At 50.3% G+C, this 18,075-nt stretch carries 10 protein-coding genes, 1 tRNA gene and 2 rRNA genes; 8 read left to right on the forward strand and 5 right to left on the reverse strand.

Going from position 1 to position 18,075, the window contains the following annotated elements; genetic code table 11:
* Window positions 1-99 precede the first annotated feature (99 nt).
* The 3 genes from BUQ98_RS00580 (at window position 100) to BUQ98_RS00590 (ending at window position 3,428) form a co-directional block, all read left to right on the forward strand.
* Window positions 100-2,989, forward strand: a 23S ribosomal RNA gene (locus BUQ98_RS00580).
* 86 nt (window positions 2,990-3,075) lie between these two features.
* Window positions 3,076-3,191: ribosomal RNA gene (rrf, locus tag BUQ98_RS00585) — 5S ribosomal RNA — on the forward strand.
* A gap of 160 nt (window positions 3,192-3,351) precedes the next feature.
* A tRNA-Asp gene (locus BUQ98_RS00590) sits at window positions 3,352-3,428 on the forward strand.
* A gap of 122 nt (window positions 3,429-3,550) precedes the next feature.
* Here BUQ98_RS00590 and BUQ98_RS00595 read toward each other — a convergent pair.
* The 3 genes from BUQ98_RS00595 to rdgC all read right to left on the reverse strand — a co-directional run bounded on the left by BUQ98_RS00595 (window position 3,551) and on the right by rdgC (window position 6,198).
* Window positions 3,551-3,805 carry a YfhL family 4Fe-4S dicluster ferredoxin gene (locus tag BUQ98_RS00595; RefSeq protein WP_021022889.1) on the reverse strand — a complete coding sequence of 85 codons (255 nt, stop codon included), beginning with the start codon at window positions 3,803-3,805 and terminating at the stop codon, window positions 3,551-3,553.
* A 1-nt stretch (window position 3,806) separates the two neighbouring features.
* Window positions 3,807-5,153, reverse strand: a complete 1,347-nt coding sequence (gene yegQ, locus BUQ98_RS00600; RefSeq protein ID WP_074212016.1) for a prephenate-dependent tRNA uridine(34) hydroxylase TrhP — start codon at window positions 5,151-5,153, stop codon at window positions 3,807-3,809.
* 136 nt (window positions 5,154-5,289) lie between these two features.
* Window positions 5,290-6,198, reverse strand: coding sequence for a recombination-associated protein RdgC (rdgC, locus tag BUQ98_RS00605; RefSeq protein WP_175566304.1), 909 nt, complete (start codon window positions 6,196-6,198; stop codon window positions 5,290-5,292).
* Between the two features lie 155 nt (window positions 6,199-6,353).
* On the opposite strand from rdgC, the gene BUQ98_RS00610 reads away from it, so the two are divergent.
* From BUQ98_RS00610 to BUQ98_RS00630, 5 genes are all read left to right on the forward strand, one after another.
* Window positions 6,354-7,595 carry an exonuclease SbcCD subunit D C-terminal domain-containing protein gene (locus BUQ98_RS00610; protein ID WP_074212018.1) on the forward strand — a complete coding sequence of 414 codons (1,242 nt, stop codon included), beginning with the start codon at window positions 6,354-6,356 and terminating at the stop codon, window positions 7,593-7,595.
* 3 nt (window positions 7,596-7,598) lie between these two features.
* Entirely contained in the window at window positions 7,599-11,366 is a 3,768-nt protein-coding gene (locus tag BUQ98_RS00615) for an AAA family ATPase (protein ID WP_074212019.1), read from the forward strand.
* A gap of 107 nt (window positions 11,367-11,473) precedes the next feature.
* Entirely contained in the window at window positions 11,474-12,163 is a 690-nt protein-coding gene (gene phoB, locus BUQ98_RS00620; protein ID WP_074212020.1) for a phosphate regulon transcriptional regulator PhoB, read from the forward strand.
* Window positions 12,164-12,217: 54 nt separating this feature from the next.
* On the forward strand, window positions 12,218-13,513 hold the full coding sequence (gene phoR / locus BUQ98_RS00625) for a phosphate regulon sensor histidine kinase PhoR (RefSeq protein ID WP_074212021.1): 1,296 nt from the start codon (window positions 12,218-12,220) through the stop codon (window positions 13,511-13,513).
* Window positions 13,507-14,460, forward strand: coding sequence for a PstS family phosphate ABC transporter substrate-binding protein (locus BUQ98_RS00630; RefSeq protein ID WP_074212022.1), 954 nt, complete (start codon window positions 13,507-13,509; stop codon window positions 14,458-14,460). Before phoR ends, BUQ98_RS00630 begins: the two co-directional genes overlap by 7 nt.
* On the opposite strand, the gene ppx is transcribed toward BUQ98_RS00630, so the two are convergent.
* The gene (gene ppx, locus BUQ98_RS00635; RefSeq protein WP_074212023.1) at window positions 14,457-15,968 is read right to left on the reverse strand and encodes an exopolyphosphatase; all 1,512 of its coding nucleotides are present in this window, start codon (window positions 15,966-15,968) and stop codon (window positions 14,457-14,459) included. The two genes, BUQ98_RS00630 and ppx, sit on opposite strands and share 4 nt — an antisense overlap.
* The gene (gene ppk1 / locus BUQ98_RS00640) at window positions 15,943-18,057 is read right to left on the reverse strand and encodes a polyphosphate kinase 1 (protein ID WP_074212024.1); all 2,115 of its coding nucleotides are present in this window, start codon (window positions 18,055-18,057) and stop codon (window positions 15,943-15,945) included. Before ppk1 ends, ppx begins: the two co-directional genes overlap by 26 nt.
* Window positions 18,058-18,075 lie beyond the last annotated feature (18 nt).

Raw genomic sequence — 18,075 nt, forward strand, 5'->3', positions numbered from 1 at the left:
TATTTTGAGTCCGGCAAAAACAAAACCTTAGTTGTTTAAACCGTTTGTTTTCACTTTTTAAAAGTGAAAGTAAATAAGCAAGACCTTTTGGGGTTGTATGGTTAAGTGACTAAGCGTAGACGGTGGATGCCTTGGCAGTCAGAGGCGATGAAGGACGTATTAACTTGCGATAAGCCCAGATAAGGCAGTAAAAGCCATTTGAATCTGGGATGTCCGAATGGGGAAACCCACCTGCATAAGCAGGTATCTTAGCGTGAATACATAGCGCTAAGAGGCGAACTCGGGGAACTGAAACATCTAAGTACCCGAAGGAAAAGAAATCAATTGAGATTCCGGCAGTAGCGGCGAGCGACCCCGGAGCAGCCCTTAAGCAGACTTGGCGTTAGGTGAACAGGTTGGAAAACCTGGCAACAAAGGGTGATAGCCCCGTAACCGACGGCGCCATATCTGTGAAAACGAGTAGGACGGGACACGTGATATCTTGTCTGAACATGGGGGGACCATCCTCCAAGGCTAAATACTCCTGACTGACCGATAGTGAACCAGTACCGTGAGGGAAAGGCGAAAAGAACCCCTGTGAGGGGAGTGAAATAGAACCTGAAACCGTCTACGTACAAGCAGTGGGAGCCTCCTTCGTGGGGTGACCGCGTACCTTTTGTATAATGGGTCAGCGACTTAATGTAAGTAGCAAGGTTAACCGCATAGGGGAGCCGTAGGGAAACCGAGTCTTAACTGGGCGCACAGTTGCTTGCATTAGACCCGAAACCGAGTGATCTAGCCATGGGCAGGTTGAAGGTTGAGTAACATCAACTGGAGGACCGAACTCACTAACGTTGAAAAGTTAGGAGATGACCTGTGGCTAGGGGTGAAAGGCCAATCAAACTCGGAGATAGCTGGTTCTCCCCGAAAGCTATTTAGGTAGCGCCTCGGACGAACACTACTGGGGGTAGAGCACTGTTAAGGCTAGGGGGTCATCCCGACTTACCAACCCTTTGCAAACTCCGAATACCAGTAAGTGCTATCCGGGAGACACACGGCGGGTGCTAACGTCCGTCGTGGAGAGGGAAACAACCCAGACCGCCAGCTAAGGTCCCAAAGTTATCGCTAAGTGGGAAACGATGTGGGAAGGCTCAGACAGCCAGGATGTTGGCTTAGAAGCAGCCATCATTTAAAGAAAGCGTAATAGCTCACTGGTCGAGTCGGCCTGCGCGGAAGATGTAACGGGGCTAAGCGATACACCGAAGCTGCGGCAATGCGATTTATCGTATTGGGTAGGGGAGCGTTGTGTAAGCCGTTGAAGGTGTGCTGAGAGGCATGCTGGAGGTATCACAAGTGCGAATGCTGACATGAGTAACGATAATGGGGGTGAAAAACCTCCACGCCGGAAGACCAAGGGTTCCTGTCCAACGTTAATCGGGGCAGGGTAAGTCGGCCCCTAAGGCGAGGCCGAAAGGCGTAGTCGATGGGAAACGGGTTAATATTCCCGTACTGCTACTTACTGCGATGGGGGGACGGAGAAGGCTAGGTGGGCCTGGCGATGGTAGTCCAGGTTCAAGGGTGTAGGCTGTAATCTTAGGCAAATCCGGGATTACACACGGTCGAGACCCGATGTCGAGCCACCAAGGTGGTGAAGTCATTGATGCCATGCTTCCGGGAAAAGCCTCTAAGCTTCAGGTAAGTAGGAACCGTACTCCAAACCGACACAGGTGGTCGGGTAGAGAATACCAAGGCGCTTGAGAGAACTCGGGTGAAGGAACTAGGCAAAATGGTACCGTAACTTCGGGAGAAGGTACGCTGCCCACGGTGAAGTCCCTTGCGGATGGAGCTATGGGCAGTCGCAGATACCAGGTGGCTGCAACTGTTTATTAAAAACACAGCACTGTGCAAAATCGAAAGATGACGTATACGGTGTGACGCCTGCCCGGTGCCGGAAGGTTAATTGATGTGGTTATCGCAAGAGAAGCCATTGATCGAAGCCCCGGTAAACGGCGGCCGTAACTATAACGGTCCTAAGGTAGCGAAATTCCTTGTCGGGTAAGTTCCGACCTGCACGAATGGCGTAATGATGGCCACGCTGTCTCCACCCGAGACTCAGTGAAATTGAAATCGCAGTGAAGATGCTGTGTACCCGCGGCTAGACGGAAAGACCCCGTGAACCTTTACTACAGCTTGGCACTGAACATTGAGCCTACATGTGTAGGATAGGTGGGAGGCTTTGAAACGGCGACGCCAGTTGTCGCGGAGCCAACCTTGAAATACCACCCTTGTATGTTTGATGTTCTAACTTAGCCCCCTTATCGGGGGTGAGGACAGTGCCTGGTGGGTAGTTTGACTGGGGCGGTCTCCTCCCAAAGAGTAACGGAGGAGCACGAAGGTGGGCTAATCACGGTCGGACATCGTGAGGTTAGTGCAATGGCATAAGCCCGCTTAACTGCGAGAGTGACGGCTCGAGCAGGTACGAAAGTAGGTCATAGTGATCCGGTGGTTCTGAATGGAAGGGCCATCGCTCAACGGATAAAAGGTACTCCGGGGATAACAGGCTGATACCGCCCAAGAGTTCATATCGACGGCGGTGTTTGGCACCTCGATGTCGGCTCATCACATCCTGGGGCTGAAGTCGGTCCCAAGGGTATGGCTGTTCGCCATTTAAAGTGGTACGCGAGCTGGGTTTAGAACGTCGTGAGACAGTTCGGTCCCTATCTGCCGTGGGCGTTGGATGATTGAGGGGAGCTGCTCCTAGTACGAGAGGACCGGAGTGGACGAACCGCTGGTGTTCGGGTTGTGTCGCCAGACGCATTGCCCGGTAGCTAAGTTCGGCACAGATAAGCGCTGAAAGCATCTAAGCGCGAAGCTGGCCCCGAGATGAGTCATCCCTAGAGCTTCGAGCTCTCTAAAGGGTTGTCGTAGACTACGACGTTGATAGGCAGGGTGTGTAAGCGCTGTGAGGCGTTGAGCTAACCTGTACTAATTGCCCGTGCGGCTTAACCATACAACACCCAAGAGGTTTTGGGTTGGACTCGAAATAAGCCAGTTGATTGTGGCGAGAACGAACAGCTTTCTAGATTACCGAATTTGCTTGGCGACCATAGCGCTTTGGACCCACCTGACTCCATGCCGAACTCAGTAGTGAAACGAAGCAGCGCCGATGGTAGTGTGGGGTCTCCCCATGTGAGAGTAGGACATCGCCAGGCTTTGATTATAAATTGCGCCTATTGCTTGCGATTTTTGATAGCTGCGATGCTCATGTATTGGCATACATTGTGCGTCTCGCTTCAAAACTCACTGCGCATAGCTCGCAATTTGAGCATCAAAGCTGATTGACGTAAGACTTTGATGAGACAGAATTGGTGCGGAGTGGTAGTTCAGTTGGTTAGAATACCGGCCTGTCACGCCGGGGGTCGCGGGTTCGAGTCCCGTCCACTCCGCCACTACTTAGAAACCCTGCTAAATTTAGTAGGGTTTTTTTGCGTTTGAAGCGCCCCTATAGTGTTAGAGTTATTGCTGGAGAATAAAAGACATAAAAAAAGCGCCTTGCGGCGCTTTTAATGGCTTAGGCCATCCCTTGGATGACCACAAATTTTTCTAGGAGCTGATCCTCAGTCTCGACATTATCGGGATCGGTGATAATGCATTTGGAGATCGGGCAGACCGACTGACACGTTGGCTTGTCGTAATGGCCTTTACACTCGGTACATAAATCTGGCTCGATCTCAAAGATCTCGGAACCCATCGAGATGGCCCCGTTGGGACACTCGGGTTCACACATATCGCAGTTTATGCATTTATCGGTGATGAGTAGTGCCATATTACTTACCCGATGGGTTACGTGTATCTTGTCCTGATTGCAGGTTACGCATCAGTAGCGCGTACTCTAGATCCATATCTTCTGGCACAGGGATAAATACGAAATGGCCGCTGCCTTTGGCATCAGTGATGGTTTCTGATTTGCGGTTCTCCATCGCTTCTAAGGTGAAATGGACATTGCCGCGTGGCGTCATTAGCTCAAGGCTGTCACCGAGCATAAATTTATTCTTCACTTCCACTTCGGCCAGATCGCCACGGCGCTTGCCGGTGAATTCGCCGACAAATTGCTGCTGTTCAGAAATAGAATAGCCGTAATCATAGTTTTGGTAGCTATCGTGGGTGTGGCGACGCAAAAAGCCTTCGGTGTAGCCTCTGTGTGCAAGGTTCTCGAGGGTGTTCATCAGGCTCTCATCGAACGGTTTACCGGCCACGGCATCATCAATCGCTTGGCGATACACCTGTGCTGTGCGTGCGCAATAATAGAAAGACTTAGTACGGCCTTCGATTTTTAGTGAGTGCACACCCATTTGGGTTAGACGTTCAACGTGCTGAATGGCGCGCAAGTCTTTCGAGTTCATGATGTAGGTGCCGTGTTCATCTTCATACGCGGCCATCAACTCCCCCGGGCGTCCACCTTCTTCAAGTAAGACAACCTCATCGACCGGCTCGCCTTCCCCCAGCGTTGGGGTCACTTCTTGGACCTGTACCACCTGGCCTGCATCATCTTCTTTGCCTTTATGAACTTTGTAGTCCCAACGGCAGGCGTTGGTACAGGTGCCTTGGTTTGGATCACGCTTATTAATATAGCCTGACAGCAGACAACGGCCTGAATAGGCCATACATAATGCGCCATGGACAAATATTTCAAGCTCCATCTCTGGGCAGTGCTGGCGAATATCTTCAATTTCTTCTAAAGATAATTCACGCGATAGGATCACGCGTTCGATGCCTTGCTGCTGCCAAAACTTGACCGTTGCCCAGTTAATGGCGTTGGCTTGCACGGAAAGGTGGATAGCCATGTCGGGGAAGTGTTCACGCACCATCATGATAAGGCCTGCATCTGACATGATCAGTGCATCAGGGCCCATCTCTATAATAGGAGTGAGATCACGGATAAAGGTTTTGAGCTTGGCGTTGTGCGGTTGAATATTACAGACCACGTAGAATTTCTTCCCCTGAGCATGGGCTTCATCAATCCCGATTTTCAGGTTATCGTGGTTAAATTCATTGTTGCGCACACGCAGGCTGTAACGTGGTTGGCCGGCATAAACCGCATCAGCCCCATAGGCGAACGCGTAGCGCATATTTTTTAGGCTACCGGCAGGGGAGAGTAATTCTGGCGTAAACATAATTCCAAGCTTGAGTCTGAGTATAAGTCAGGCACCTTCGAATCGAAGGTGAGTGTGGGCGCTATTTTACTGTGGCAGTGCCCACACTACCAGCCGTATTTACCCATTCTTTGTAGGGAATTAATCAGGCGTTCAGTTAATCGGTTTTAAGTCCGTCTAGTGCGGTAAATATACCGTCGAGTAGGGTGTCGAGCTCACCACACATCAGAGACAGATCGGCATCAAGGCGTGCTGCGACATCTTCACGATCAATATCGGCATTTTGATCGCGGATCTCCTCGGAGAATTTGAGCCGCTTTACACTCAGATCGTCGCCAAGAACGAAGTGAACGTGTTCTTGCCAATCCATCGACAGCTTAGTAACGTGTTTATCTGCTTCAAGGTGCGCCTGGATCTCTTCGCTTGTCAGATCTTGTTGTTTGCATTTGATCACGCCGCCTTCTTCGAGTAACGCTTTGAGTTCTGCTTCATCACCCAAGTGGAAGCCTTGCGGGGCTTGACCTTGCTTCACCCACTCCGTCATGGCTTGCTCAGCAGGCGTCTCGGTTTCAACGGGTACCACGGGCAAACTGCCAATGGATTTTCGCAATAGGGCGAGCAACTCTTCGCCTTTTTTGATGCTGGCGGCATCCACTAACACCAAGCCTTTGTCGGCCATGATCAGCGCACACATTTGGCTTTGACGGGTAAAAGCACGCGGCAAGAGCTCCATGACCACATCGTCTTTCAGGCTGTCCTTTTCACGCTTTTTCAGGCGGTGCCCTTGGGCTTGCTCCATCGCTTCCGCTTTTTCTTCTAGAGCATCTTTGATCACCGAGGCAGGGAGGAGTTTGTCCTCTTTACGGGCCCGGATCAGGATATTGTTACCGCTGACATGAGTGAGCATATCGCCGTGTTTACCTAATGCATTATCCCAGCCAAACTTTTGCATGTCTTGGCTACCGCAAGGGGTAAAGTCGAATTCCTTCAGCTGGCTTTCCAGTTGTGCGGGATCGAGGGGAATATCACGGGTAAGACGATAGACGAGTAAATTCTTAAACCAAATCATGGCGAGGCTTTATCCATCCTGTTGTGAGAAAGGCAACATGGTATTGCATTCACTCTCGAATGTCGCTGCAATTAGCGTAGAATTTAACCCTGCTCGCGACTTCAGCGAGACGAACTTGCCCAACTTCTTCAATCAAACGGATTGCCTCAGCTGTGTTAAAAATCATTCATACTTCCGACTGGCATCTTGGACATCAGCTTCATGGCTATGATCGCCAATATGAACATCAAGTCTTTCTTGATTGGCTCAAACAATGCCTCATCAATGAGCAAGCCGATGCGCTGTTAGTGGCGGGCGATGTGTTTGATAGTGCTAACCCGCCCGCCAGCGCTTGGCGAATGCTGTATCGCTTTTTAGCTGACGTTGCCAAAGCACTTCCACACTTAAATGTGGTGATCACCGGAGGGAATCATGACTCACCTAGCAAACTCGACGCGCCACACGAGCTACTAAAAGCCTTTGATTTACACTTAATTGGTGCCATTGCCCGTGACAATCATGGCGATTTAGATACGGAACGAATGCGGGTGCCCATTACCGATAGTACTGGCGATGTGGCAGCTTGGGTGTTGGCCGTGCCTTTTTTACGAAGTGGTGACTTACGTACCGAGGGGTTAGATGAAAAGGACGATCGGCTTATTGAGGGAGTGCGAAGTATTTATCAGCAAACCGAGCAAGCAGGGCGTGAAAACGCGCGTGCCGAGCAGGCGTTGATTGCGATGGGCCATGTGTATATGGCTAGTGGCGAGCTGTCAGAAATGTCTGAACGGCGTATTTTGGGTGGCAACCAGCACGCATTGCCCGCTGATATTTTCAGTGAGGATATTGCGTATGTGGCGCTTGGACATTTACACCTCGCGCAGAAAGTAGCGAAACAAACACGTATCCGTTACAGCGGCTCGCCAATCCCCTTATCACTCTCTGAGCGATACTATCGGCATCAAGTTCTAGTCGTGACCTTAGAAGGTAACCAACTGCATAATGTGGCGTCTCATCTTGTCCCACGTGCCGTCGATTTATGGCGGGTGCCAGAAAAGCCTGAGCCCCTCGATACCGTGCTGGCAACATTGGCAGAATTAGCCCCCGAGCCATTGCCGTTGGCACAGCAACCCTTGCTGGATGTCCCTGTGCTATTGGATAAGCCACAGCCGATGTTACGGGAGAAAGTGTTGGCGGTGTTGGAGGATAAACCTGTACGACTGGCCAAGATTTCGCCGTATTATCGCGAAAAACCGCAAGATGTAGGTTTTCGTCAGCAACGTTTATCTGACGTCGAGCCTTTTCAAGTGCTGCGCCATGGCTGGCAACAAAAGTATCAAGGTGAACCTGATACCGCATTATCAGCAACCTTTTCTCAGTTATTGGAGCAATTGGAACAGGACGAGGACGAATAAACCATGAAAATTCTGGCATTACGTGGCGAGAACTTGGCCAGTATTCAACACCCGTTTGCGTTGGATTTTTCACAAGGGCCGCTCGGTGACAGTGGTCTGTTTGCGATCACGGGTAAAACTGGGGCAGGGAAATCCACCTTATTAGATGCGATTTGCCTGGCACTGTATGACAAAATTCCGCGCTTTCAATCGAATAAAAAGCACGATGCTGATATCGGCCTAGGCGATCCTGCTACCCGAGTCAAAGCCAACGATGTGCGCAGTATTTTGTCGCGCGGGAAAGGTGAAGGGTACGCGGAAGTGGATTTTCTCGCCCATGATGGTAGTCGTTGGCGTGCACACTGGTCGGTGCGTCGTGCTAGAGGCAAAGCAGATGGCCGTATACAGGCCAGTGAACACTGGCTTGAAAATATCACTTCCGGTCAACGTATTGCGGGTAAAAAGCAAGAAGTCTTGAGTGAAATAGAACACTTGGTGGGGCTCAGTTATGAGCAGTTTCGTCGTGCTGTGATGTTGCCGCAAGGGGATTTTGCCGCTTTTTTAAAGGCCTCGGCAGATGATCGAGCGGCCTTGCTGGAGCGAATGACCGGCACTGAAATATACAGCCGACTGTCACAAATGGCGCACGAGCGGGCGCGAGACGAGAAACAAGCCCTGGATCAACTCACTCGCCAGCTAGGGGATATACAGCTACTCAGCGAGGACGATGAGCAGCGATTGCACCAAGAACAGGTTGAGTGTCAGCAACACATTCAAGTGCATCAGAGTGAACTTAAAAGGCTGAATGACTACCGTCAACAGCACGTTCACTTAGCCCAGGCACAGCAAGGGCTCGAATCGGCACAGCAGGCTTTGGATGAGGCGAGTACCGCTCGCGAAGAGGTTGCCACTCGGCGTGAAAAGCTGGATGAGATCGCGCGGGTTCAAGTAGCGAGAGAGGATTGGCAGGCATTACAAACGCATCAGTGGCAGCGACAGGCATTCACGATTGCTCTTCATCAATTAGCCCGAGAAGAGCGAGACATCGCGGAAGACTACGACGCTCAGGCCGAACGCTGGCGAAAGGCGAACCGAGCGTTAGCAGAGGCTGAGCAAGCTTGGTCTGACATTGAGCCTAAGGTACGCGAAGCCCAACAGCTTGATACGCAGCTGGCAGGGTTAGACAGCCAAATGCATGAGCAAAATTTGGCGTTGAATGAGCAACAGCAAAAGTACCGACAAGCGCAAGATACGTTGGCAAAAACGCAGGAGAATGCGCAACAAAAGCAACAGCGTGCACAGGCATTAGAGACGGAAATTAAACGTTATGGGGACTTTTCTCATATTGCTGAACATTACCAGCCTGTGTTCGATAATTTGCGTCAATACCTTGACTGCCAGGAAATACTGGCCGCGATGCAAGAGGAGCACCAGAGGCGTGCTCTCCAGCGCCAGCACTGGGCACCACAGCGAGAAAAGCTTGATAAAGACATCGCCCAAGTTGATGACAGTAGCGCGCAATTAAAAGCGAAACGTCAGGCTGCGAATCCTGATGAACTGTTGGCGGCTCAAGAGGCGGATCAAGCACGCTATAGCACACTGCATAAGCAAAAGCAGCAACAAGAAGCGGTGCTCAGTGAGGGACAAAATTGGCAATACTGGCAAGAGCGCTGTCAGCATAACCAAGCGGAACTTGAAAAGCATCAAGCATTGTTTGCCGACAGCCAAGCGCATTTAGTCCGCTTGAAAGACACGTTGACCCGAGAGCAGGCTCAGGTCGAAGAAGCGCAAAACAGCCTCCAACAGGCGATGGCGGTGGTCGAGCTTGATGATCTGCGCCAAACCCTACAAGTGGGGGACCCTTGCCCACTCTGTGGAGCAACTGAGCATCCTTATCTGCACCATGCCCCTGCGATTGAAGGAATGATCGCGCAGCAGCAGGCGCGTGTGGAGGCATTGCAAGCATCCTACAACCAACACCATGCTGAGTATTATTACTGGCAAAAGCAGCACCAACAAAGCCAGCATGCTTGTGCTGAGCTGAAAGAACAAGGTGCGGTTTGGCGAGCTGAACGACAGCAGTACGAGCGGGGAGTGCATGGGGCGATTGCCGAGTTGGATGAAACCATTGATCTGGCGCGTCCACTCAGCGATATCCTTGGTGAAATTGACGCGCAGGCACAGCAAACCTACGCCGAGTATCAAACCTGTTATCAAGTGATGACAGAGCGCCAACACCAATTAGCCCATATCCAACAAATAGACACCGCGCTCAGCGAATTACAGCAAGCTCGGGAGCAATTAGTGGCACGACGGCATCAACTTGATCAATCATTGACTGAGTGCGAGACGCGACTTCATGCGATTGATGAGCAGTGTCAGCAGCAACATGAGCAACTGACTCGGGTAAGCCAAGCACTTGATCAGCAACTCGGTGCGGGGCAGTGGCTTGCAAGCTTACAGCAGGTCGGCGCTGCGCGCTATATCCGACAAATGGAGCAAAAAATCCAAGGATATCGAGCGCTTCAGGAAGAAAAAGAGGCTTTGGCAACTCAAAAACAGCAGATAGAGACCGAGTTAGCTTCGTTAACACAGCAATGCCAGAGCTTATTAGACGATACGCAAGCACGGCAAGCGCAGTTGGTGATCCTCGCGCAAGATCATCAGCAGCGCAGTACAGCCCGCCAGGCTTTGATTCGTCAGTCAGATTTAGTGTCTCTTGAGCAAGATTATAAATCAGCCATCGAGGCGCAACGTGTCAAGCGAACTCACGCTGAGCAGGCCTATAATCAAGCCAGTGAAAAACGGGCAGGGGTTCAAGCACGCCAGCAAACCTTAATACAACAACGACACGAAGCGGCGCAACATTACCGTGCTAGCGTCAGACGATGGATCCAATGGCAACCGACGTTAGAGATGAGTCAGTATGATGTGCTGCAAGCTTTATCCTACTCTGAGAGTTGGCGCGCCAGTGAGCACCAAGCAATTAGTGAAGTAGAATCTGCGTATCAAGAAGCGAAAACGCGCGTTGATGAGCGTCAGCAGCAGCTGACACATTGCCAGCAAGCGATTGCCGACGCACAGGCTTGGCTTGATGCGCAGCAACTGTCGGACGATGATGAATCACTGGCGGCCCAACACGACGCCTGGCAGCAAGTGTTGGAATCGGCCGAGCAGCGATTATTTACCCTTCGCCATCAATTAGCCGAATCAGAAAAAGCCAAGCTACAGGCGGGGTCGCTGACGGAGAAAATTGACGCTCAGCGCAGCCAAACGGAGCAGTGGCTAAAACTGGCCGATTTAATTGGCTCGGCCAGTGGCGCGAAATTTCGTAATTTGGCGCAATCGCTCACGTTGGCGCAGTTGGTGGACATCGCCAATGAGCATTTAGCCTCGTTATCACCGCGATACGCGTTACAAACGGTGCCAGACAGCCTATTGGCGCTGCAAGTTGTCGATCATGATATGGGCGATGAAGTACGCAGTGTTGAGTCACTGTCTGGCGGCGAGAGCTTTTTGGTGTCTCTCTCACTGGCGCTTGCGCTGGCATCTTTGGCCGCGGATACCCGTCAACTGGGATCGTTATTTATTGATGAAGGGTTCGGTACGCTGGATCCAGACAGCTTAGAAATGGCATTGGCGTGCCTAGATACCTTGCAAGCGGATGGTCGGCAGATTGGGGTGATTTCGCATGTCAGTACCCTGGTTGAGCGGATCGGTGCCCAAGTGCGAGTCGACAGCCAGGGTGGCGGCGCAAGCCGTGTATTGGTATCACAGCAAGGTGTTGGCTAGGTCACACCTTGCTGTGACAGGGCGGAAATTGCTCGCCCTGGGTCACAAAAATGTCATAATAAATCCACATAATGGCGCCAGTTAAATGATAACACTAGGTAATTATCATGGTTAGACGGATTCTTGTTGTTGAAGACGAAGCCCCGATTCGCGAGATGCTTTGCTTTGTACTGGAGCAAAAAGGGTATCAAACGGTTGAGGCAGAAGACTACGACTCAGCGCTGGCGCAAATATGCGAGCCTTACCCAGAAATGATCCTAATGGATTGGATGTTACCTGGTGGGTCGGGGCTCAACCTGATTAAACATTTGAAGCGTGAAGAGCTCACACGTCAAATTCCAGTGGTGATGCTCACCGCTCGCGGTGAAGAAGAAGATAAAGTGCGTGGCCTCGAAGTGGGTGCCGATGATTACATCACCAAACCTTTCTCTCCAAAGGAGTTGATGGCACGCTTAAAAGCGGTCATGCGTCGGGTCTCACCGACTACCTTGGAAGATGTGATTGAAGTACAAGGCTTAAAACTCGATCCTGTCTCACATCGTGTGACGGCCAATGATGAGCCGCTTGATATGGGCCCAACTGAGTTTAAACTCCTGCACTTTTTTATGACCCATCAAGAGCGTGTTTATAGTCGTGAACAGCTGTTGAATAATGTTTGGGGCACCAACGTTTATGTAGAAGACAGAACCGTTGATGTGCATATTCGTCGTTTACGCAAAGTATTAGAAGCGGGAGGGCACGCAAAATTGGTGCAAACTGTACGCGGTGCTGGATATCGCTTCTCAACACGTAGCTAAATCCCGACGCAGTTAAATCCCGCCTACATCAGGTGTAGGCTGCATGGAGACGCAATGGTCGAACGACTGTCTTGGAAAAAGCTAGCCTGGGAGCTGGCTTTTTTTTATTTACCTTGGTTTATCGTGGGTTGGCTGTTTGGTGGCCTACCTTGGCTGTTATTATCCGCCACAGTGGCGATGCTGCTTTGGCACCTGCACCAGCAGATCAAACTATCAGACTGGTTGTGGAAAGATAAAAGCTTGATGCCCCCGTCTGGCACGGGCTCTTGGGAACCATTGTTCAATGGGATCTACCGCCTGCAAAAGCGCAATCGCCGCCGCCGTAAAGAGCTTGCCAATTTGATCCGTCGCTTTCGTAACGGTGCCGAATCGTTGCCCGATGCGGTGGTGGTGTTTGAGCGTGATGGCACCATTGTCTGGTGTAACAAGTTAGCGCAAGAACTACTGGGCTTACGGATGCCGGATGACAATGGCCAACATATCAGTAATTTAATTCGTGCGCCTGAGTTTGTCAGTTATATCGCGAATGCCAATTATGGCATTCCACTAGAAATGCGCTCTCACCTCAACAGCGCGCGTACACTCGAGTTCCGGACCATGCCCTATGCCGAAGGGGAGTACTTGATGGTGGTGCGTGATATTACTCAGCTGAAACAACTTGAAGGGATGCGGCGCAATTTTTTCGCTAACGTTTCGCACGAGCTACGTACCCCGATGACGGTATTGCGTGGGTATTTGGAAATGACGGGGGATCCCGATATGGTTGTCGGTCCGATGTGGCCCAAGGCGCATGGGGTGATGACCGAGCAATTATCTCGGATGGAGTCGCTGGTTGAGCAATTGCTGACACTGTCCAAGATTGAAGCGGCAGCCAAGCCTGACCTTGATCATCATGTCGATGTGCCAGCGATGTTAGATGTCTTACAAAAAGAGGCACAAGCCTTAAGCGGTGATAGTGAACACACACTTACGTTCGATGTCGATACCAGTCTTAAAGTCAAAGGCAATGATGACCAACTACGTAGTGCTATCTCCAATTTAGTTTATAACGCTGTCAAACATACGCCCGCGCACGCTGGAATTACGGTGCGTTGGTATCGCTCGAGAAAAGGCCCGCGTTTGGAAGTGCAAGACAGTGGCGAGGGAATTGCACCGCAACATTTAGATCGGTTGACCGAACGCTTTTATCGAGTTGATAAGGCGCGCTCACGAGAAACTGGCGGTAGTGGGTTAGGGTTGGCGATTGTTAAACATGCACTGAGCCACCACGACGCTGAGTTAGATATAAAAAGTGAATTGGGGGTTGGCAGTACGTTTTCATTTACGTTGCCGGAGCGGTTAGCATGTTAAAGCAAGTTATCTTAGCCACTTGTCTATTGTGGAGTGTTGGCGCCGCTAGCGAGTCTGATCGCTTGCCCGATTATCAACGCAGTAGCGGGGTATCTGGTAATTTGAGCTCAGTGGGTTCTGATACCTTAGCCAATATGATGACGGCTTGGACGGAGGGGTTTAAGCGTCTTCACCCTGGTATTAATGTACAGTTGCAGACCCCTGGATCTGCCTCTGCAGCCCCTGCGCTCGTAGAGGGAACGGCTCAATTCGGGCCGATGAGCCGCCCGATGCGAGTTAGCGAAGAAAACGCCTTTCAAGCACGCTTTGGTTATCCGCCGACAGCTGTCCCTGTTGCCGTTGATGCTATGGCTATTTATGTGCACCAAGATAACCCATTGCGTGCGATTAGTTTTCAACAACTCGATGCCATTTTTTCACGCACCCTATGGTGTGGCGCCCGTGAGCCCGTCACGACTTGGGGGCAGCTTGGTCTTTCAGGGCGTTGGCAGCATCGTGACCTGCAGTTGTTCGGCCGTAATTCGGTATCTGGCACGTATGGCTATTTTAAACAAGCGGCCTTATGTCGTGGGGATTTTCGTGCCAATGTCAATGAGCAGCCTGGGTCTGCGTCTGTGGTACAGTCAGTTGCATCATCGCTTAATGCGATGGGTTATGCTGGTATTGGCCACCAGGCCTCCGGTGCGCGTATGCTTGCGATCTCTCGCCAAGGTGGTAACGCGGTAGTCCCTAATGATCAAACGATAAAAAAAGGTGAGTACCCACTAACACGTTATCTTTACTTATATATCAATAAAGCACCGAACCAGCCGCTTGCCCCCTTAGAAGCGGCGTTCATGCGTTATATTCTCTCTCAGCAGGGGCAAAAAGCGGTGAGTGAGCAAGGGTATATTCCTTTACCCGCTGATACCGTGCGCGCTCAGAGGCAGGGACTTGCATTGGACTAATCGTTTAAAGTCAGACCCCAGTTGGCCGATTGCCAATATTGTTTTTCGGCTTCAAGATCCGCCGCTAACAAGCGATTATCTTGGAGCCAACCGGCAGGAAATTCGAGCTGCCATGTCCCTTTTTTATCCACGTTGAGTGCAATATCAGGCAGCGCTTGATCATTGCGTTGAGAGTGCAATACGCAAGCTAAGCGCAATGCACCAATCAAGGTTTCGATCAGCTTAGGCTTAAACAGCGTAAACTTAGGCATCTCATTGAGTTTGAGTGATTTACGGTGAAATCGAGCCAACGTTGCAAGCACTGTTTGTTGCTCTTGGTTAAACCCTGGCAAATTGGTATTACGCAGGATATAGGCCGAATGCTTGTGATAGCCTGGATAGCCAATGCTTAGGCCCACTTCATGGAGCAGTGCGGCCCAGTTAAGCAGCCCCGCCAATTCTTCTTTTTTACTGCCCTTATCGGGTTCCGCCTGTGCATAAAAGTGGGCCGCTGTTTGCTGCACACGTCGAGCATGGCTAAGATCGATATTGTAGCGAGCCGCCATGTCATCCGTGGTACGCCCGCGAATATCGGTACGTTGAAAACGATCTTCCATCTCATAGAGCAAGCCTTCACGTAATGCTCCATCAGAAAAACGCAGTGATTCGATGGTTAAGGCATCAAAAATCCCAGAGAGAATAGCGACACCCGCCGCGAAAACCGGTTGTCGGTCGGCAGTTAATCCCGGTAAATCGATACTTTCACTGGTTTTAAACTTAAGCAACTTTTCAATTAAAGCATCAAGGCGTTTGCGGGTAATGATGCCATCTTCGTCACCGAGACCGACGATGACTTCACGAATCGCTTTCACTGTCCCGGATGCGCCCAATGCGACTTGCCAGCCAGCCTGACGGTATTGGCTCGCTAAACTTTCTAATTTTTGTTGGGTGGCCAGTTGGGCTGCAGCAAACTGCTTGGCCGTAATGATACCTTTGGGGAAAAAACGCTCATTGTAGCTGACACAGCCCATTCGTTTGCTATTGACCAGAAAAGGATTGAAGTTATCACCAATCACTAACTCGGTACTGCCCCCACCGATATCAACCACCAATTTGCGGCCGACATTTTGCTGAGTATGTGATACCCCCATATAAATCAAACGGGCCTCTTCCTCACCAGAGATAATTTCAATCGGGTAGGGGAGAACGTGATTGGCGCGTTTGATAAAGTCGTCAACATTGCGGGCTTGACGTAAGGTATGCGTAGCCGCAATGCGAACGTTGTCCATTTCGATACCGTTGAGTCGCTCAGCAAACATGGCTAAACAGTCGACACCGCGTTCTATAGCGTCATCACTGAGGCAATAATTATCATCCAGCCCGGCGGCGAGACGCACTCGTTGTTTATGACGACTGACAATCTGCAGCCCTTCACCAACAACGCGTGCGACCACCATATGGAAGCTGTTAGAGCCAAGATCAACCGCGGCTATCTCGCGCGGTTTATCCTTTGATTGGGGGTGTGTCATGTTGCAACTTTTCCGCGTGTTTGAGTGCTTGTCGCTCTATGTGTTTAAGGTAATCATAGGTCTCGATTTGTGAACGGATCTTTTTCTTATTACCGCGTTTGACATAGGCGTTGGACATGGATTTGTCGATGACCCGAGCTTTTGCTCGATCGGCAAATTGAATTTCTAAGATCTCCATGATGCGATCTTGGAGCCGAGGATCTCGGATTGGTGCCCCAACTTCAATACGATTGTCGATGTTTCGGGTCATCCAATCGGCTGACGAAATATAGATATCACGTTCACCGCCGTTTTCAAAGGCGAATACACGTGGGTGCTCTAGGAATCGGTCGACGATACTGATTGCCTTGATATTTTGGCTGACACCTTTTACGCCAGGGACCAACGAGCACATCCCGCGCACTATAATTCGAATTTTCACCCCTTCATTACTGGCTTTGTACAAGAGGTTAACCAAGCCCTTATCAACGAGGTTATTCACTTTGAGTGTAATACCCGATTTACGCTTGGTGCGGGCATGCTCTATCTCGCGCTCGATCAATTTATACATGCGGCGTCGGGAGTTACGTGGTGAGACAATCAAATGATTAAATTTCACGGGTCGATAGGGGTTTTCAATAAACTCAAAGACCTTCCTGATCTCAGAGGTAAGCTGCTGGTCCGCGGTGAAAAGTGCGAAATCCGTGTAAATCCGTGCGGTTTTTTCATGGAAATTACCGGTGCCAATATGGCCGTAATCGCGTAGCACCCCATTTTCACGACGAGAAATTAAGCAGAGCTTAGAATGGATTTTGAGCCCTGGCGTACCAAACACGACTTTGACCCCTGCATCGGTCAGCACGCGTGACCATTCGATATTGGCTTCTTCATCAAATCGAGCCTGGAGTTCGACTACAACGGTGACGCGCTTCCCATTATTGGCCGCATCAATCATTGAATTGATAATGCGTGAATTTTTAGCAACGCGATACACATTAATTCGAATGCTGCGCACCTTGGGATCGAAGGACGCTTGGCGCACCAACTCGGTCATATGACGAAAGGTATGGTAGGGGTAATAAAGCAGAATATCGCGCTCTCGAATCGCCTGAAAGGCGTTATTTTGTAGCTGAAAATCGGCGCATTCGAACGGTGGCAGCGGTGGGTTCTCAAGGTATTTGCGCCCCACATTGGGAAAACCGATAAAGTCCCGGAAATTATGATATCGCGCACCAGGCAGCACACTGTCGTAATCTGAAATTTTTAAGACTTGAATCAACTTGCTGACCATCTCAGGTGGCATATCGCGTTGATAAACAAACCGAACAGGTAGCGCGGTTAAGCGTTGGTCCAAACTTTCTGACATATTTTCAAGCAGGCTGTGTTCGACCTCGTTGGTTAAGTCGTATTCGGCATCACGCGTCATTTTCATGGCGTAGGCGTCGACGGTGTCGTATTCGAAAAAACCACTAAAAATCTGGTCCAAGCAAAGACGGATAATATTATCGAGCAAGATAATGGTCTTGCGCTGCCGTTTTCCCTTGGGCTCAGGGACTTTTACGAAGCGCTCCAATTCGTCGGTGGGGATCTCAATCAGCGCATATTTGGGCTCTTCACCCGTTTTTTTCAGTTGCACGGCTAAATACGAGTATGCGTCTTTTAAGAAGCTTAAAACATCGACATCCTTGTTAAGCATAATGGGGGTGATGTACGGCAAAATATTGCTGCGGAAATAGCGCTTTAGCCATTGGGCCTGATGCTCGGAAAGCTGGCGTTCATTCACTAAAAAGATATTTCGTCGTGCCATTTCCAGCAAAATATCATTATAAAGATGGTCAAAATCTTGGTTGAGTTTGACTACTTTTGCTTGAATTTTACTGAGTAATTCCTTGGCATGGCTGTCTACTCCTCGCTCTTCGTCAATGATGATACGGCGTTTCACATCGGCAAACCGCACTTGATAGAATTCATCAAGGTTGGATGAAAAAATGCCTAAAAAACGAACTCGTTCGATAATCGGCACACTTTTATCGGCGGCCTCTTGCAGCACTCGTTCGTTGAAAGAAAGCCAGCTCAGCTCTTTGTCGATATGATGGGAGTCTAAAGTCATAACGCGTGAGAAAATCCT

It is taken from the genome of Salinivibrio sp. ES.052 (genome assembly GCF_900141775.1).
Taxonomy (GTDB): Bacteria; Pseudomonadota; Gammaproteobacteria; order Enterobacterales; family Vibrionaceae; genus Salinivibrio.